The sequence below is a fragment of the Psychrosphaera haliotis genome (assembly GCF_039523615.1).
Lineage (GTDB): Bacteria > Pseudomonadota > Gammaproteobacteria > Enterobacterales > Alteromonadaceae > Psychrosphaera > Psychrosphaera haliotis.
This window is the reverse complement of record NZ_BAAAFQ010000007.1, coordinates 176,492-192,750: the sequence shown is the minus strand read 5'-3', so window position 1 is coordinate 192,750 and position 16,259 is coordinate 176,492. Positions and strand designations below refer to the sequence as shown.

The following is a 16,259-nucleotide window of genomic DNA, read 5'->3' as shown; positions in this document are numbered from 1 at the left end:
GGAATTCATGAAATGAATATTAGTAAGATCGACCTCAACCTTTTAGTATATCTAGATGTATTATTACGAGAAAAAAACGTAACAAGAGCTGCAGATAAGCTATCAATTACTCAACCAGCTATGAGCAATGGCTTAAAAAGATTACGAGAACTCTTCTCCGACCCAATATTAATAAGAACTTCAGAGGGAATGGTACCAACTGCACGTGCTTTAGAATTACAGCCTGTAATCCGTAGTATTCTTTCAAAACTGGAAGAAACACTTCAAAAAGAAAAGAATTTTGATCCGTTAGAATCAAACAGAACCTTTAGAATAATGGCAAGTGACTATGCAGAGACCACTTTATTGGCACGCGTATTAGGTAAATTAAGAAGTCGTGCCCCTGGTGTAACCCTTGATATTGTTACGCCTTCGGACGTTAGCTTTCACGATGTTGAACTAGGAAAAGTTGATATGGCCATCAACCGATTTGATGATCTACCACTGTCATTTCATCAGAAAGTCATTTGGTACGATACCTTCTCATGCATGGTTAATGCTAAGCACCCTTGCTTGCCAAACCTCGATTTAGATACTTATTTACAACACAAACATGTTTGGGTGAGTAAAACTGGCTTTGGCGTAGGTGTAGGCATTGATCCTAATGAGGTTCAAAAGCTTGGCTGGGTTGACAATGAGCTGTCAAAGTTTGGTAAAAAGCGCGATATTAGCGTATTCACCAGACACTACCATATGGCAATGTGGCTAGCTAAAGAACAAGGCCTAATTGCGACATTACCTACTAAGGCTGCAGAGCTTTATGCTGATAACCCAGACACTGTGACTATGGAGCCTCCTTTTGACATCCCTCCGATAGCATTAAAAATGGCATGGTCGCCCTTGTTACACCATGATGCTGGTCACGTTTGGTTACGTCGATTAATTGTTGATGTTGGCGCTGAGTAACTACTATTCACAATACTTATGGCGAACATATAAAACCAAAGGTATTTTTATATAAGGGTTCGGATCTAGAATTACCGCGCTAACTTTTTTAAAACAAATGCGAGTCAGTTATGCCAAACACATTGCGTAAAGAATTGAACAATAAAGACGTACAGGTAAATCAGCTTACAATAGATGCTGGTTTTTACGATTTTGTAAACTCATCTGTATTACCACAAATCCAGTTACCGCAAGAAGTATTTTGGCGTGAGGTCGAAAGTATTTTTGAACGGTTTATTCCGGTAAATAAACAACTATTAGAGAAGCGCTCTGCTCTTCAAGCCCAAATAAATGAATACCATTTAAATGCTGGCTCTACAGACGTTGCTTCTTATAAGTCATTTTTACAAGACATTAATTACCTTGTTAACCCACCAGCGCCTTTTAAAATCGAATCAACAAACGTAGACGATGAAATAGCCACCATGGCTGGCCCACAGTTGGTTGTTCCGGTAATGAATGCCCGTTATGCACTTAATGCAGTAAACGCTCGCTGGGGCAGTTTATACGATGCACTTTATGGTACTGACGTTATCAGTGAAGAAAACGGAGCTGAAAAAGGCAAAGCCTATAATCCAGTTCGCGGTGACTTAGTTATTCAGTATGCTCGAACGCTTCTAAATACACACTGCCCAATCAATGATTGCTGGACAAACATAAGTCGCTTTAACGTTGAGAATGAACAACTGGTAGTCACTCTTGAGAATGGTGAAACATCATATCTTGCAGAACCATCTCAGTTTGTTGGTTACCAAGGCAAATCAGACCAACCAACGGGCATAGTGCTAGCTCACAACAACTTGCACTTAATTGTACAAATAGATGCAGATCACCCGGTTGGTAAAACTGACAAGGCCTTTATCAAAGACGTATTGGTAGAGTCTGCACTAACCACTATTATGGATTGTGAAGATTCTGTTGCCGCAGTAGACGCTGAAGACAAGATTGCCGTTTATAAAAATTGGCTTGGACTAATGTCTGGTGAATTGACAGAAGACATCTCAAAAAATGGACAAGTTTTCCAACGTAAAATGAACGGTGACATTGAGTTCATCAGCAAAGATGGTTTTCAGCATAGTTTGTCTGGCCGCGCGCTAATGTTTGTTCGAAACGTTGGTCACCTAATGACAAACCCGGTAATACAATTTAATGGTGAAGACGTACCAGAAGGTATTCTAGACGGTATTATTACCGCTGCGATTGGTAAAATTGATGTTCAAAAGCCCGCAACGGCAACAATAAAGAATAGCCAAAAAGGCTCCATATATATTGTTAAGCCTAAAATGCACGGACCTGAAGAAGTCGCCTTTACGCAACAGTTATTTGATGCTGTTGAAGATGCACTTGGTCTTGACCGCTATACTCTAAAAATGGGTATTATGGATGAAGAACGACGTACATCGGTTAACCTTAGAGCTTGTATTAAAGAAGCAAAAGAACGCGTGGTATTTATTAATACTGGCTTTTTAGACCGTACCGGCGATGAAATTCACACCAGTATGTTAGCTGGTCCGTTCATGCCAAAAGCCATTCTTAAAACAATGCCTTGGATTTCTTCATACGAAGAGTCAAATGTAGCCAGCGGTTTGAATAGTGGCTTTTTAGGTAAAGCACAAATTGGTAAAGGCATGTGGCCAATCCCAGATAACATGGCGGACATGATGGAGGCTAAAATTGGTCATCCACAAGCAGGCGCAAATACCGCTTGGGTTCCATCTCCAACAGCTGCGACTTTGCATGCGCTTCATTACCATCAAGTATCTGTTCCTTCGATTCAAGACAGTTTAATTGCACAAAGCAGTGAAAGTGAATTGTTAGCCGACGAAGCGAAACGTTTAGAAAGCATTTTAGCCATTCCATTGTTAAGCAAAGACGAGCCATTAACACCAGGGAAAGTAAATCATGAACTGGATAATAACGCCCAAGGCATTTTAGGTTATGTGGTTCGTTGGGTAGATGCTGGCATTGGTTGTTCTAAAGTACCTGACATTAATAATGTTGGATTGATGGAAGATAGAGCAACTTGTCGTATTTCGTCACAACACATGGCCAACTGGCTAACTCATGGTTTGTGCAGTGAGCAACGCATTGTTGTGGTGATGAAAAAAATGGCTGCGATTGTTGATCAACAAAACGTAGATGTTGAAGGATACGAGCCAATGGGCCCTGACTTTGACAATTCTATCGCTTTTAATGCCGCTCTTGATCTTGTGCTTAAAGGTAAAGATCAACCAAGTGGTTATACAGAGCCATTGTTGCATGCCGCTAGATTAGCGAAAAAGGCTTCATTGCAGAATTAAGAGTTAAGATCTGCGCTTTACGTCCCCCAATGGGAAGGCCGGCAATCTAAGTTAATTAGAGCGCCGGCCTTTTTATTTGTCATTTTTAATTTTAGTGACTGGTTTTAACGCACGGTTTAACAGCCTCGTTAACTAAAAATCTATTCTGCTAACAGGTTAGCAATTGTACGAACGCCCATTGCCGTAGCGCCCGCTGCATATTTTCCGGTGGCGTTATTGTTAAATGCGCCAGCTAAGTCGATGTGCAACCAGTTGCTGCCTTCTTCATTAACAAATCGCGATAAAAAGCCTGCTGCATTAGATGCTCCACCCATACCACCACCCTTTTGAGGACGACTATTTGCTGTATCAGCGTACGCTGACGGGCAATTATTTTGATGCGCTTTAGTTAGTGGTAAACGCCATGCGCCTTCAAACTCTTTTGATGCCGCAGCTAATCCGCGGTCTGCCATTGCATCGTCTAACGCGAACATTGCATTGTAATCACTACCAACAGCCATCATTGCTGCGCCTGTTAATGTTGCGGCATCAATAATTTGTTTTGCACCAATTTCTGTTGCGTGCAATAGACCATCTGCCAATACTAATCGGCCTTCAGCGTCGGTATTTACAATCTCAACACTAGTGCCATTTTTATAAGTAATGACATCACCTAAACGATAAGCATTGCCTGCAATCATGTTTTCTGCACAGCATAAAATTAAACGAACACGTTTGTTTAAGCCTCGCATAATAGCTAAACCTAATGCGCCTGTTACCGTTGCAGCGCCACCCATGTCGCATTTCATTGCTAACATGCCTTCAGATGATTTAATTGAATAACCACCGCTGTCGAAAGTAATGCCTTTACCAACCAATGCATATTCAATTGGTGCAGACTCATCGCCAGTAGGGTTATAGTCTAAGCTTAGTAATGCTGGAGCAAAACTACTTGCACGTCCAACTGAATGAATACCAATCCAGCCGGCTTCAAGTAAGTCATCACCTACTACAAGTGAGTGAGACACAGCGTCGCCGCCTAACTCTTTAATAAATTTAATCGCTTGATTCGCTAGCGCTTCTGGATATAAATCCGCAGGCGGTAAGTTAGTCATCTCGCGAGTCCAGTCGTAGGATTTTTTTCGAGCATCTAACTCTTTGCTGTCGTTTGCTAACCAAGCAACCGATTGACCACCTTTTGCAGTGACTAAACCAAGGTAAAAACTCCACTGTTGTTCAACATCCCAGTCGCCTTGAACATTAACTTGGTTTACGCCCATGCCTTGAATTTTACGAGCTACCGACTGAATAAGAGGTAAAGAAGCTTCTAAAGACAAGTCACCAATGTGAATAGTGAAACCGTCGGCAGTTATACTCAACTGATTATCATCGCCCCAACCTTCTGGTGCTGCATTTTTAGAAATTTGTACATTCAGTAATTTTGTCATAACGCCTATCTCATCTTTATAAAAATTATCTATCAATCATAGAGAACTAATTCTCTTTCGTCAGTTCAATATGGGACTTATTTTTTAACAAACAAGTAAATAGACAAAGTTGATCATTGTTTTAATTCTTATGTAGCAACCTGATCAATAATCTTTAATAATGGTTTTTTATGGATTAAATAATACCAACCGGAGTTTGTTATGCCTTCTGCCAGTTTTTTCGCACTCTTTGACGATATTGCTTTGTTGCTCGACGATGTAGCTGCAATGTCAAAAGTCGCCGCTAAAAAGACCGCAGGGGTATTGGGCGATGACTTAGCGGTAAACGCGGAACAGGTTAGTGGCGTTAAAGCCAATCGAGAGCTTCCCGTTGTTTGGGCCGTTGCCAAAGGGAGTTTGCTAAATAAAACCATATTGGTGCCCGCCGCGCTGCTCATTAGTGCATTTTTGCCTTGGTTAATTGTTCCCTTGCTTGTGCTCGGTGGTCTGTTTTTGTGTTTTGAAGGCGCAGAAAAAATAATAGAAACCTTTCAATCAAAAAGTGATGAGAAAGAACAACATCACCAAGCCCTATTACAAAAAGTAAAACAAAGCCCTGAAGAGTTACTCAATTTTGAGCAAAAAAAAATCAAAGGGGCGATCCGCACAGACTTCGTTCTTTCTGCTGAAATTATCATTATTGCTTTGGGCAGTTTTGCTGGCGCAACTATGGTCAATCAAATTGTCGCTCTGTCATTTATCGCTTTTGCAATGACAGTCGGTGTTTATGGTTTAGTCGCTGTTATCGTTCGGTTAGACGACGTTGGCCTTTATTGGAAACAATTAGAAGATAAAGGCGTTGGTAGCAAAATATTAAATTTATTTGGTTCGGGCTTGTTATCCTTTGCACCAAAACTAATGAAAAGCCTCAGTGTTATAGGTTTAGTGGCCATGTTTCTTGTTGGCGGCGGCATGCTTACTCACAATATTGGCTTTGTACATCACATTAGCGAAGTTGTACTCAACTTCCTTGCTACCGACTTAAGCTTGCCTTCAATTATAGTGACGATTACCAGTGTATTATTGGACGGCCTTTACGGAATTGTTGCTGGCTTAATAGTGGCAGGCATTATTCATACCTTGCCGTTTGGGAAAAAACAGCATGCTTAAAAGCGCTACTATTTTAAAACGTTACAAACGCTTTTTAGTGGATGTTGAACAAAACGGAAAAGAATTTACGATTTATTGCCCTAATACTGGCGCAATGACTGGCTGTGCGGATGCTGGTTTTGATGCTTTTTTCAGTACCAGCGATAACGCTAAACGTAAGTACGCTCACACGCTAGAAAAAACAGTGAACCAACATGGGCACTTTATTGGTGTGAATACCATTGCGGCAAACTCAATAGTAAAAGACGCCATTGAAACAAATAAAGTTCCTGAACTCGCGGGCTACAAAAAATTACAAACGGAAGTAAAGTATGGCGAAGAGAATAGTCGCATTGATATTTTACTAAGCGAACCAAATTGCCCTGACGAACGTAATTACTGTTATGTTGAAGTTAAATCCACCACTTTATTATTAAATGAGCAAAATGGTCTTGGCGCATTCCCTGATGCCAAAACAACACGTGGTCAAAAGCACGTTCGCGAATTAATAGAGATGGTAGATCAAGGACATAGAGCCGTTTTGGTTTTTTTAGTCCAGCATACCGGTATTAAAAAAGTAACCGTAGCCAGACATGTTGATAGTAAATATGGAAATTTAATTGATGAAGCGGTGCAAAAAGGGGTAGAAATTTTAGTATTGCATACCCATATAGACGCGCATCAAACTTTTGTAACCCACACCAGCCAATTTGAACATTAATCTGGATTTTAGTTGTCAAACAGTGTTAATTTTGCTATATGTAGCCGCCGTTTTTTGGCATTAGACACTGGTTGCTAATACAAAAACAACAAATTGTGCGCTAACCGGTTGAATTTTAGGAGAAAAACAACGCATGGCAGAAAAGAAATCACTAGGATTGTTAGCCTTAGCAGGCGTTGAGCCGTATCAAGAAAAGCCAAATGAAGAATATATGGGCGACGATCAATTAGTCCATTTTCGTAAAATTTTGGAAGCATGGCGTAACCAGTTGCGTGAAGAAGTTGACCGCACTAAAAATCACATGCAAGACGAAGCAGCCAACTTCCCAGATCCGGTAGACCGTGCATCGCAAGAAGAAGAGTTTGCTCTTGAACTACGCACACGAGATCGTGAACGTAAGCTAATTAAAAAGATTGAAAAAACGTTAGGTCTAATCGACAGCGACGACTTCGGTTTCTGTAAAACGTGTGGTATCGAAATTGGTATCCGTCGTTTAGAAGCACGTCCTACAGCTGATCAATGTATTGACTGTAAAACGCTTTCTGAAATCAAAGAAAAACAAATGGGTGGTTAAGGCTTAAGCCTTAACCCTTTTTTCCCCTCCGTGATATCAGCAACACCTTACCCCTTCACTAAACAGAAAAAATTTAATACTACAAATACCCAAGTCCGCGGACGATTTGCACCTTCGCCTAGTGGCCCTTTACACTTTGGTTCATTGTTTGCTGCTTTAGGTAGTTACCTGCACGCTAAGTCACAAAATGGACTTTGGTTTGTGCGCATTGAAGACATAGATACCACCAGAGTTCAAAAACAAGCCCGCGAGCAAATTTTAGAAGCGTTAACCGCCTTTGGTTTTGTTTGGGATTGTGACAAACAAACAGAATCTCAGTTGCGTATCAGCGACCAAAACTGCTTAACGCAAACACAGCGCATAAACCGATACCAGGAATGTTTTGAATACTTAGAAGCCCAGCACCTACTGTATGGTTGTGAATGCACACGCAAAGAAATCAAAGCACTGGGCGGCAGTTATAATGGTCAATGTAAAAATAAGCAATTAGACCTTCAGACGCACCCTGTTCGTATTAAACAAGTCAATCCCTTGCATAGTTATACTGATCTTCACTTCGGACTGCAGGAAGCGCCTGAGGGACTTTCAACCGAAGATTATCTGATAAAGCGTCGCGATGGTTTATTCAGTTACCAACTGGCCGTTGTAGTTGATGACATTGATCAAGGCATTACACATGTGGTGCGCGGTTCAGATATTATGCCGCTAACAGCTAGACAACTCACTCTTTACCAACAGTTTGGCATGACGCCTCCAGAGTTTTTTCACCTGCCGGTCATTTCTGGTCAAGTAGGACATAAACTCAGTAAACAAAACCATGCGACGCCTATTGATATGAAAAACCCTAAACCAGAGCTAGTTAAAGCCTTGGAATTACTAGGGTTACCGATAACTGAATGTAGTGAGATTGAGCTAAAGAGCTGCGCTGAAATACTAGATTGGGCCATCAAAACTGTCGATTTTTCACGGTTACCTAAAGGTCAAGAAATCCTCATTTAAGTGAATTGCTCATTTATTTTTTATTTTGCTCATATTGCTGTAAAATGCGCCGCTAACAATCAAATGAAAAGTCATTTGTGGTCAATAGATTAATATTAGGTAAGTAAATACGTGGTTTTTAAAAAAGTAATTTCTTGGTTTGGCAAAGATTCAGCCGATAAAAAAGAGCAAACACCTACGGCGTCGCGCCCTGTGAAAAACGAAAAGCGACGTGGTCCTGCTCAACGTCATGCTGGCAAACCTCGTCCTAAAAAACCACAAGCGCCTTTTGTTGAAAATAACGCAACGCTTATCCCACGTGAATCTCATCCAATTTCAAGAAACGACGTAAGCCCTAGTGCTTTAAAAGTTTTGTATCGACTAAAAGATAACGGTTACGAAGCCTACTTAGTTGGTGGATGTATTCGAGATATCTTACTAGGTCTGCAACCTAAAGACTTTGACGTTGTAACAAACGCAACTCCAGAACAGGTTAAAGCCTGCTTTTCAAATTGTCGTTTGATTGGTCGACGTTTCCGTTTAGCTCATATTATGTTTGGCCGAGAGCTTATTGAAGTTGCCACAATGCGTGGGCACCATGACACACCAGTGGAAGAGTCAGACAACAAAGACAATCAAACATCACAAGAAAACGGTCACGCAGACAAAGCCAAAAAAACTTCACGCCAAAGTGATGAAGGCCAATTATTAAGAGACAACGTTTACGGCAGCATAGATGAAGACGCCGAACGCAGAGACTTCACTATAAACGCCCTTTATTATGACATTCGCAACTTTTCTATTTTAGACTTTGCCAATGGCATGGCCGATATCGAAAAAGGTGTGGTTGATTTAATTGGTGATCCGGAAACTCGTTACCGTGAAGATCCGGTTAGAATGCTTCGCGCTATTCGTTTCTCAACGAAACTACGAATGCAAATTGCGCCACGCACCAAACAACCTATTTATGAATTAAATCATCTTCTTATCAACATTCCACCAGCGCGTTTATTTGATGAAGCGTTAAAGTTATTTTTAGCCGGCAAAGCGGTTGACAACGTTGCGGCCCTTCGTGAATTTGGTATTTTCAGATACTTCTTCCCAGTAGCAGAACAAGTATTAACGGGTAACCCTTTAGATAAAGAAGAGCGTTTGTTAGCGACGATGTTAACAAACACAGATGCCAGAATTAATGCAGAGAAAAGTATATCTCCAGCCTTTGTTTTAGCCGCATTATTTTGGTACCCGTTAGAAGCACACGCCAGCGAATTAGAACTTGAAAGCGGCTTGTCACCTTATGATGCTTTCCAAGTAGCCATGAGCGACATATTGCAAAGAGCGGTTCAAACCGTAGCTATTCCAAAACGTTTCACTGCCACAATGCGAGATATTTGGAGCTCACAGCACCGTTTATTAAAAACCGAGGGCAAGCGCCCAATGCAAATGGTTGAAAACCCTCGTTTCCGAGCTGCTTACGACTTTTTATTATTAAGAGCTGAAGCGGAAGGCGGAGAATTGCATGACATCGCTCAATTCTGGACTGACTACCAACAAACGGATGAAGCCAAACGAGCTATCGCTAAGTCAGTAAGAACACGCGCTAATGCGAGCAATGCTACTTCAGGACCTCGCGGTGACAGAAAGCCTGACTTTGATAGCAAAGATGGTGATAAACCAAAGTCAAAACGTGGAAAGTATCGCGGTAGCCGTCGTCGTAAAAAAGAGCAGTAGGCATGACAGAGCTTGTTTATATTGGGTTAGGTGCAAACCTCAATAACCCTCGTGATACTGTTCGCTCGGCAATTAAAGCATTAGCAACGTTAGAGCACTGTGAATTTATTGGTCAGTCTAAAATATACAGTAGCAAACCCATGGGACCTTCTGACCAACCTGATTATGTAAACGCCGTTGTTTTACTAAAAACATCATTGAGCGCACACGATGTGTTTGCCAAAACATGTCAGTTAGAACAAGCCCATGGGCGAACTCGAAATGGCGAACATTGGGGCCCACGTACCTTAGACTTAGATATTTTGCTTTATGGTGATAACCTCATCAATGATGAGCAACTTACCGTACCGCATTACGGCTTAAAAGAACGCGAGTTTGTGGTTTATCCGCTGTTAGATATAACGCCAAACTTAGTATTGCCTTGTGGTTCAATACTAAGTGATATTGCAAAACAATTACCTTTTAATGACATGAACGCTATTTAGCGATTAATTCTGGATAAAAGAATGAGCAAAATTACTACCTCCAAGCTACTCAAAATGAAGCAAGATGGCGAAAAAATAGCAGCGATCACCGCCTATGATGCCAGTTTCGCTGGGTTATTTGACCAACAAGGCATTCATGTAATGTTAATTGGCGATTCAATGGGGATGGTATTGCATGGTCAAGACAGCACTTTAAGTGTGACCAATGAGCAAATTGCTTACCACACCAAATGCGTAAGAGCAGGCACTGAAAATGCGCTTGTTATTGCCGATATGCCATTCATGAGTTACAGCTGCCCAGCAACCGCACTTAAAAACAGTCATGAGTTAATGGCCGCTGGTGCAAACATGGTTAAAATTGAAGGCGGCGAATGGCTTTATGAAACCATAAAGCAACTGACGCAAAATGGTGTTCCTGTTTGTGGCCATTTAGGATTAACGCCTCAGTCGGTTAATGTGTTTGGTGGTTTTAAAATACAAGGCAGAGACGCCGACAAAGCTAATGAAATGATTGAACATGCTAAAGGCTTAGAAAAAGCTGGCGCTCAGTTATTAGTGTTGGAATGTGTGCCGGTAGACTTAGCAAACGCAATTACGGCAGCCGTGTCTATCCCAACCATTGGTATTGGTGCAGGAAATGGCACTGATGGTCAGATTTTAGTGATGCATGACATTTTAGGGATTAGCTCAGGTTATATTCCAAAGTTTTCTAAAAATTACATTGAGATCACTGGCAATTTACAACAGGCAGTGAGCTTGTATATTGATGAAGTTCAAAGCGGTGCGTTCCCAGACGAAGCACGCTGGTTTAAGTAAGTATTCTATTCCTATGCAAATTATTAGCTCTTTAAGTGAATTACGCACGTGGCGTCAGCAATGTTACAAAGACGGTAAAACCGTAGCTTTTGTACCAACGATGGGCAACCTTCACGAAGGTCACATTGAGCTTGTTCAGCAAGCCCATAAATACGCAGATTTTGTTATCACTTCAATTTTTGTTAATCCAATGCAGTTTGGAGAAAACGAAGATTTAGACGCATACCCAAGAACTTTTGACGCCGATTGTAAGAAGCTCGAAGCGGTGAACAACCACGTGGTGTTTTATCCTACCGTTGCTGATATGTATCCTAACGGGCTCAAAGCTCAAACTGTAGTATCTGTACCAAATAATGAACTTGAGCACTGTGCTGAAGCTACCCAGCGACCAGGACACTTTGATGGTGTTGCTACAGTTGTTACTAAGTTATTTAATATGGTGCAACCTGATACAGCGTTATTTGGACAAAAAGACTACCAACAAGTTCGTTTGATTCAAACGTTAGTAAAAGATTTAAACATGCCTATTAGCATTGTGCCTGTGCCAACGGTTCGTGAAGCATCTGGCCTAGCTAAAAGCTCTCGCAATGGTTACCTTAGCGATGACCAAAAGGCCACAGCAGCAGTGATATATCAAACATTGTTAGCGGTTCAAGATGCCCTTAAAAGCGGCGCTCGCAACATCAATGAAATGCAAACATTTGCCCTAGAAATGATTGAATTAGCAGGCTTAAAGCCTGATTACATTGAAATTAGAGATAGCAGTGATTTTGGTAAGGTTACAGATAGCAGCTTACAAGCGGTTATTCTTGTGGCTGCATTTGTTGGTAAAGCTCGCTTGATAGATAACCTGACCGTCGAGTTGTCTTAACTGCAGGGCGCTATTGCCGGGAGTGCCAGTCATTATAGACTGGCGATTTTCTTGAGGATCGCCGGTAAACTTCTCCAGCTCTCTTTCGCTATTTCTTTTTGTTCCGCCAATATATCTTTAAGTATGTCTTTAGTGGTCAATGGATTTGCTAAGACACATCTAAATACAGTAATCGTTTGTCCGTCATGCGCCTTAGGCGTTAAACGTGTTCTTGATACAAAAGAACGTCCTGACTCACGCTGCTTCTTTTGAATAAAACGCGTTAAGTCATTTAGCAACTCATTGATGATATGCTTTTCTTCCGCATCACAGGTTTCCATGTAGTCTTTAACTACTTTTGGCACATAACGATATGTTAATAAACATAACTCTGGCTCGGAAACCAGTTCAAAGTCATCTTCTGCATTGATCAAATCTGCAAAGTATTTAGCGGTATCTATGCTTCTATCAATTAGCATTTCATAACCACTGCGACCCATTACTTTAAGGCACGCGTAAACTAGCATAGACATACCTGGACGGCTGCCTTCTAGCGTATGTGAGCCTAAGTCTTTAGAGCCTTTACGCAGAATGTACTCTGCATGATGTTCAATAACATCGGTAGAGTGCGCGTCTTTAAATAACACCATGCCGGCACCCATAGGCACATACATTTGTTTGTGAGCGTCTACGGTTATTGAGTCCGCACGTTCTATGCCTTTAAGAAGTGGACGTTGGTTATTGGACATCATTGTCGCGCCGCCCCAGGCTGCATCTACATGGAAGTGAATGCCTTCTCGCTCAGCAATATCAGCCATCTTATCTAATGGGTCTATGTTGCCAGTTTCTGTGGTACCAGCCACGCCAACTAATGACAATATGCCTGCGTTTTCAGCTTTAAGCTCAGTGATCCGCTGCTCTAATGACTCAATACATATTTTGTTATTTTCGTCGGTTTTTACCGAAACAATATCTTGTCGGCCCAAACCTAATACATCAGCAGCTTTGCCTAAAGAATAGTGTCCACGCTCAGAAACCAAAACCACTAATCGTGAATAACCGTAATGGCTCATCGCACGGAAAAGGCCCTCTTTAGATACGCCTTTAAAACTGCCATTTGGTCCTAGTAACGTATTACGAGCAATCCACAGCGCACTGATATTCGCTACTGTACCGCCAGAACAAAACGCACCAAGTGACGTATCTGCACTGTGCATAACTGACTTATAATATTGGTCGTTATGCGCTTCAGTACGAGTTCCACCATAGGCAATACGATGCAACATTCCAATAACTTGGCGCTCTAACGGGGTGAAGGCTTTAGACGTTTCTATTTTTACGAGGTTTTGATTTAAACCCACCATCAGCTTGGACAGTGGTAATAAGAAGTACGGTAATGCCGACGTCATATGACCAATAAAGCTTGGCGATGACGTGTGTACAGATTGTGCAACCAACTTATCTAGTAACTCATCGGCTAATGCAGAAACAAATTGCGGATGCTCAGGCACCACAGAGTCTTGAAAGTCCTGTTCAATTTCAGAAAGAGGCTTTTCTACAGCAACAATATTGTCACGTAAAAAACCATCAAGATTTTGTGATACTTCTTGCTCTATCCGCGCCAATGTTGAATCTGGAGCTTCAGGGATAGTGAAGATCCTAAATAAATTCTCTTCCGACGCAGCGGCTAAACGTTTATCTGACATTTTAAATAGTTTGGTTGTCTTTAAATTTTTCGGTACTTTACTGGAAGTTAACAATAATGTCTGTAGTTAAGCAGACAAAATGCGGTCCTGCAAAATGCTAATTTTCTAAGCTACAGGTTAATTGATAGCTTTGTTGTCCACTTGCCCAGTACTTACGCTCAAACGGGGTCATGGCTACGTCACTTCTGTACTCACTAACGTTTGGTTTTAAACCCGCTATTTCAAGGGCTTGAGCAAACTCATCAATATAGATATTCCAATTACTGCGAACAATTAAAGTTTCCGCTAATTTAGGAATACTACTGAACACCGCGGCACCATGCCATCTGCGTTGTAAATGTTTTGCTTTTGGCCACGGGTTTGGATAAAGAATGTAGTGAGATTTAATCGGCCAGTCCGTATCAGCAATAAGGCGCCATAAATCATTAAGATCACCACGTAAAATAACAAAGTTCGATACTTTATGAACCAAGTGGTGCTCAATTTTTTCAACGCGATGTTCTGACTTATCAATACCAACAACTAGCGCATTTGGGTTTTCTGCCGCTAAATGCACAGTGCTTTCACCCACTCCACAACAAGAGTCTAAAATAATATAACGATTAGAATCTTCAGCTAAAAAAGCCGTTACCTTTGCTGATAGTTGCTCAAAAGTCTGCAGCGAAAATGGCGCAAAAGGCTTTTTGAATTCGTGACTCAAATGCTTTTTAACCACTTTCTCTAAATCTTCACTAACACCCGTTTGATTAGTTGTAATCGAACGCGAGTTGCCCGCATTTTCAATCATACTTTTTTAACAAACTTAGTTAAGATAACAATCTTTTGTCCATTAACGCGCCCTTCGATGTGCTCAGGGTTATTCGTTAATGAAATGCCTCTAACGGTCGTGCCTTGTTTAGCGGTAAAACCACCGCCCTTAACTGGCAAATCTTTGATTAAATAGACGTTGTCGCCTGCTGATAACTTGTCGCCATTAGAGTCTACGTGTTCTGCGTCACCGCCAGCGGTTCTATGTGCCAAACCTGACTCTGCCCATGCTGCCGTTTCATCTTCTAAATACATCATGTCTAACAAGTCTTGCGCCCAAGTTTCACCTTGGTTAGTTAACAACTTCAGCTGTTGCCATGCCAATACCTGAACTGCAGGCACTTGGCTCCACATGCTGTCATTTATGCAGCGCCAATGGGTAACGTCTAATGTGTCAGTACTGTTTAATTCGCTCTCACATTTGTCACAAACCAACACGCAGTCGTCTGAGTTATCACCCGCTTTAGGCAATACAGCATAAACAGACAAGTTATCTGGGCTGTTGCATAATTCACACGTGTTATTTCCGCGTTCTTGAAGTGTTGATTCTATCGACATTGGATACTCCATTGAGCCTTTAAATTTTGAGGGCGCATTATGCCTATTTTTGTTCCGTAAAAAAAGTAAAAGGGCAATGAAGCCCTTATTTTCAGCTGAATAAAATGAGATTACGCTATGGCACTTTATTGTTTATAAAAACTAGTTGCCTTCTGGTCCTCTAACAACCTCGAGAATGGCCGAAACCCATTCGCCTATAATAGGAATAAATTCCATTTGAGATAAAATATAAACCACAAAAGATAGAACCACAGTGGCACCTAATACACTGCCTAAACCCACTGCGATGCCTTTTAATAAACTAAACCAAATAAACCTAGGCAATGAGTTATAGGTATGCACCAATTTGTGATTGTTTAATTGTAGAAGCTGTTCATTAATATGCTTGGTTTGAATATGAAGCTTCTTCCACATCTCTTGCATACTAATGTCATCTAACGACTCTTCACTTTCTTGAATATCATTTGCCTGTGACAATTCAGCTTTATTTTTACCGTCGCCATTCACTGGTGCATTTTTTTTCACAGTTAGTGCCGTCTTGATTTTTTTTATTTGGCTTCTCATCAGATCGTTACTTTTTTATTTACAAATAGTTAGTTCAGCTTATGCATAAGCACTAACAAAATAAAGTGTTAAATAGGTTTTCATCTATAAAACCCTCTGTTTATTGCGGGAATTGCCATTTATAATAGTGGAGACGTCTAGCAGTGTTTCCATTTAGCAATCGATTGTTTGACTAATTTTGGTAATACAATACAATTTCAACAACTAAAAGCGGCAGCAATGTCGTGTAAGCAGTAATTCTTGATCAGGTGTTTTATGGCTAAGTGGAATGGGGAATATGTTCATCCCTACGCAGAACATGGAAAAAAAGCGGATAAAGTTAAAAAGATCACGGTATCGATCCCGCTAAATGTACTCAAAGTATTAACTGACGAACGAACTCGTCGACAAGTAAAGAATTTACGACACGCGACGAACAGCGAACTGCTGTGTGAAGCATTTTTACATGCTTTTACAGGACAGCCGTTACCATCAGATAATGATTTGAAAAAAGAAAATCCAGATCAAATACCTGAAGAAGTAAGAAAGATCCTTACTGAGATGGGCAAAGACATTCCGACCCTAGACGATTAACGATTAACGATTAACGATTAACGATTAACGATTAACGATTTTTCGCTCCGTTAAATA

At 41.0% G+C, this 16,259-nt stretch carries 16 protein-coding genes; 11 read left to right on the top strand and 5 right to left on the bottom strand.

Features of this window, described 5'->3' with window-relative positions:
- Positions 1–12 precede the first annotated feature (12 nt).
- Together ABD009_RS10505 and ABD009_RS10500 are read left to right on the top strand one after the other, a co-directional pair.
- Positions 13–945: a LysR family transcriptional regulator gene (locus ABD009_RS10505; protein WP_155696362.1), complete on the top strand. Its 933-nt coding sequence runs from the start codon at positions 13–15 to the stop codon at positions 943–945.
- A 110-nt stretch (positions 946–1,055) separates the two neighbouring features.
- Complete coding sequence (locus tag ABD009_RS10500) at positions 1,056–3,284, top strand: malate synthase G (RefSeq protein ID WP_343825195.1); 2,229 nt, start codon at positions 1,056–1,058, stop codon at positions 3,282–3,284.
- A 140-nt stretch (positions 3,285–3,424) separates the two neighbouring features.
- On the opposite strand, the gene pepB is transcribed toward ABD009_RS10500, so the two are convergent.
- Positions 3,425–4,711, bottom strand: coding sequence for an aminopeptidase PepB (gene pepB / locus ABD009_RS10495; RefSeq protein ID WP_343825193.1), 1,287 nt, complete (start codon positions 4,709–4,711; stop codon positions 3,425–3,427).
- Between the two features lie 201 nt (positions 4,712–4,912).
- Between pepB and ABD009_RS10490 the strand changes: the two genes are divergently transcribed.
- The 8 genes from ABD009_RS10490 (at position 4,913) to panC (ending at position 12,015) form a co-directional block, all read left to right on the top strand.
- The gene (locus ABD009_RS10490; protein WP_343825191.1) at positions 4,913–5,860 is read left to right on the top strand and encodes a DUF808 domain-containing protein; all 948 of its coding nucleotides are present in this window, start codon (positions 4,913–4,915) and stop codon (positions 5,858–5,860) included.
- On the top strand, positions 5,853–6,560 hold the full coding sequence (gene sfsA, locus ABD009_RS10485) for a DNA/RNA nuclease SfsA (RefSeq protein WP_343825189.1): 708 nt from the start codon (positions 5,853–5,855) through the stop codon (positions 6,558–6,560). Before ABD009_RS10490 ends, sfsA begins: the two co-directional genes overlap by 8 nt.
- A gap of 133 nt (positions 6,561–6,693) precedes the next feature.
- Complete coding sequence (gene dksA, locus ABD009_RS10480; RefSeq protein WP_343825187.1) at positions 6,694–7,134, top strand: RNA polymerase-binding protein DksA; 441 nt, start codon at positions 6,694–6,696, stop codon at positions 7,132–7,134.
- Between the two features lie 30 nt (positions 7,135–7,164).
- Positions 7,165–8,133: a tRNA glutamyl-Q(34) synthetase GluQRS gene (gene gluQRS, locus ABD009_RS10475; RefSeq protein ID WP_343825185.1), complete on the top strand. Its 969-nt coding sequence runs from the start codon at positions 7,165–7,167 to the stop codon at positions 8,131–8,133.
- 291 nt (positions 8,134–8,424) lie between these two features.
- Positions 8,425–9,843 carry a polynucleotide adenylyltransferase PcnB gene (gene pcnB, locus ABD009_RS10470; RefSeq protein WP_343825713.1) on the top strand — a complete coding sequence of 473 codons (1,419 nt, stop codon included), beginning with the start codon at positions 8,425–8,427 and terminating at the stop codon, positions 9,841–9,843.
- A gap of 2 nt (positions 9,844–9,845) precedes the next feature.
- Positions 9,846–10,328 (top strand): 2-amino-4-hydroxy-6-hydroxymethyldihydropteridine diphosphokinase, encoded by a 483-nt coding sequence (gene folK, locus ABD009_RS10465; protein WP_343825183.1) that lies wholly within the window; start codon positions 9,846–9,848, stop codon positions 10,326–10,328.
- A gap of 21 nt (positions 10,329–10,349) precedes the next feature.
- Positions 10,350–11,144 (top strand): 3-methyl-2-oxobutanoate hydroxymethyltransferase, encoded by a 795-nt coding sequence (gene panB / locus ABD009_RS10460; RefSeq protein ID WP_155696368.1) that lies wholly within the window; start codon positions 10,350–10,352, stop codon positions 11,142–11,144.
- A gap of 13 nt (positions 11,145–11,157) precedes the next feature.
- Positions 11,158–12,015 (top strand): pantoate--beta-alanine ligase, encoded by an 858-nt coding sequence (panC, locus tag ABD009_RS10455; RefSeq protein ID WP_343825181.1) that lies wholly within the window; start codon positions 11,158–11,160, stop codon positions 12,013–12,015.
- A gap of 32 nt (positions 12,016–12,047) precedes the next feature.
- Here the strand turns inward: panC and panP are convergent, their stop codons facing one another.
- The 4 genes from panP to ABD009_RS10435 all read right to left on the bottom strand — a co-directional run bounded on the left by panP (position 12,048) and on the right by ABD009_RS10435 (position 15,590).
- On the bottom strand, positions 12,048–13,700 hold the full coding sequence (gene panP, locus ABD009_RS10450; RefSeq protein ID WP_155696370.1) for a pyridoxal-dependent aspartate 1-decarboxylase PanP: 1,653 nt from the start codon (positions 13,698–13,700) through the stop codon (positions 12,048–12,050).
- A gap of 97 nt (positions 13,701–13,797) precedes the next feature.
- Entirely contained in the window at positions 13,798–14,487 is a 690-nt protein-coding gene (trmB, locus tag ABD009_RS10445; RefSeq protein WP_155696371.1) for a tRNA (guanine(46)-N(7))-methyltransferase TrmB, read from the bottom strand.
- Complete coding sequence (locus ABD009_RS10440) at positions 14,484–15,065, bottom strand: PhnA domain-containing protein (protein WP_343825177.1); 582 nt, start codon at positions 15,063–15,065, stop codon at positions 14,484–14,486. The genes trmB and ABD009_RS10440 overlap by 4 nt, the downstream gene beginning before the upstream one ends.
- 141 nt (positions 15,066–15,206) lie before the next feature.
- Entirely contained in the window at positions 15,207–15,590 is a 384-nt protein-coding gene (locus ABD009_RS10435; RefSeq protein WP_343825175.1) for a DUF5665 domain-containing protein, read from the bottom strand.
- A gap of 294 nt (positions 15,591–15,884) precedes the next feature.
- Between ABD009_RS10435 and metJ the strand changes: the two genes are divergently transcribed.
- Positions 15,885–16,202 (top strand): met regulon transcriptional regulator MetJ, encoded by a 318-nt coding sequence (metJ, locus tag ABD009_RS10430; protein WP_155696373.1) that lies wholly within the window; start codon positions 15,885–15,887, stop codon positions 16,200–16,202.
- Positions 16,203–16,259 lie beyond the last annotated feature (57 nt).

Bases quoted from the DNA above. Each gene is read 5' to 3' on its own strand.
- ABD009_RS10505 (WP_155696362.1), top strand. From the start codon at position 13: ATGAATATTAGTAAGATCGACCTCAACCTTTTAGTATATCTAGATGTA.
- ABD009_RS10500 (WP_343825195.1), top strand. From the start codon at position 1,056: ATGCCAAACACATTGCGTAAAGAATTGAACAATAAAGACGTACAGGTA.
- pepB (WP_343825193.1), bottom strand. From the start codon at position 4,711: ATGACAAAATTACTGAATGTACAAATTTCTAAAAATGCAGCACCAGAA.
- ABD009_RS10490 (WP_343825191.1), top strand. From the start codon at position 4,913: ATGCCTTCTGCCAGTTTTTTCGCACTCTTTGACGATATTGCTTTGTTG.
- sfsA (WP_343825189.1), top strand. From the start codon at position 5,853: ATGCTTAAAAGCGCTACTATTTTAAAACGTTACAAACGCTTTTTAGTG.
- dksA (WP_343825187.1), top strand. From the start codon at position 6,694: ATGGCAGAAAAGAAATCACTAGGATTGTTAGCCTTAGCAGGCGTTGAG.
- folK (WP_343825183.1), top strand. From the start codon at position 9,846: ATGACAGAGCTTGTTTATATTGGGTTAGGTGCAAACCTCAATAACCCT.
- panB (WP_155696368.1), top strand. From the start codon at position 10,350: ATGAGCAAAATTACTACCTCCAAGCTACTCAAAATGAAGCAAGATGGC.
- panC (WP_343825181.1), top strand. From the start codon at position 11,158: ATGCAAATTATTAGCTCTTTAAGTGAATTACGCACGTGGCGTCAGCAA.
- panP (WP_155696370.1), bottom strand. From the start codon at position 13,700: ATGTCAGATAAACGTTTAGCCGCTGCGTCGGAAGAGAATTTATTTAGG.
- trmB (WP_155696371.1), bottom strand. From the start codon at position 14,487: ATGATTGAAAATGCGGGCAACTCGCGTTCGATTACAACTAATCAAACG.
- ABD009_RS10440 (WP_343825177.1), bottom strand. From the start codon at position 15,065: ATGTCGATAGAATCAACACTTCAAGAACGCGGAAATAACACGTGTGAA.
- metJ (WP_155696373.1), top strand. From the start codon at position 15,885: ATGGCTAAGTGGAATGGGGAATATGTTCATCCCTACGCAGAACATGGA.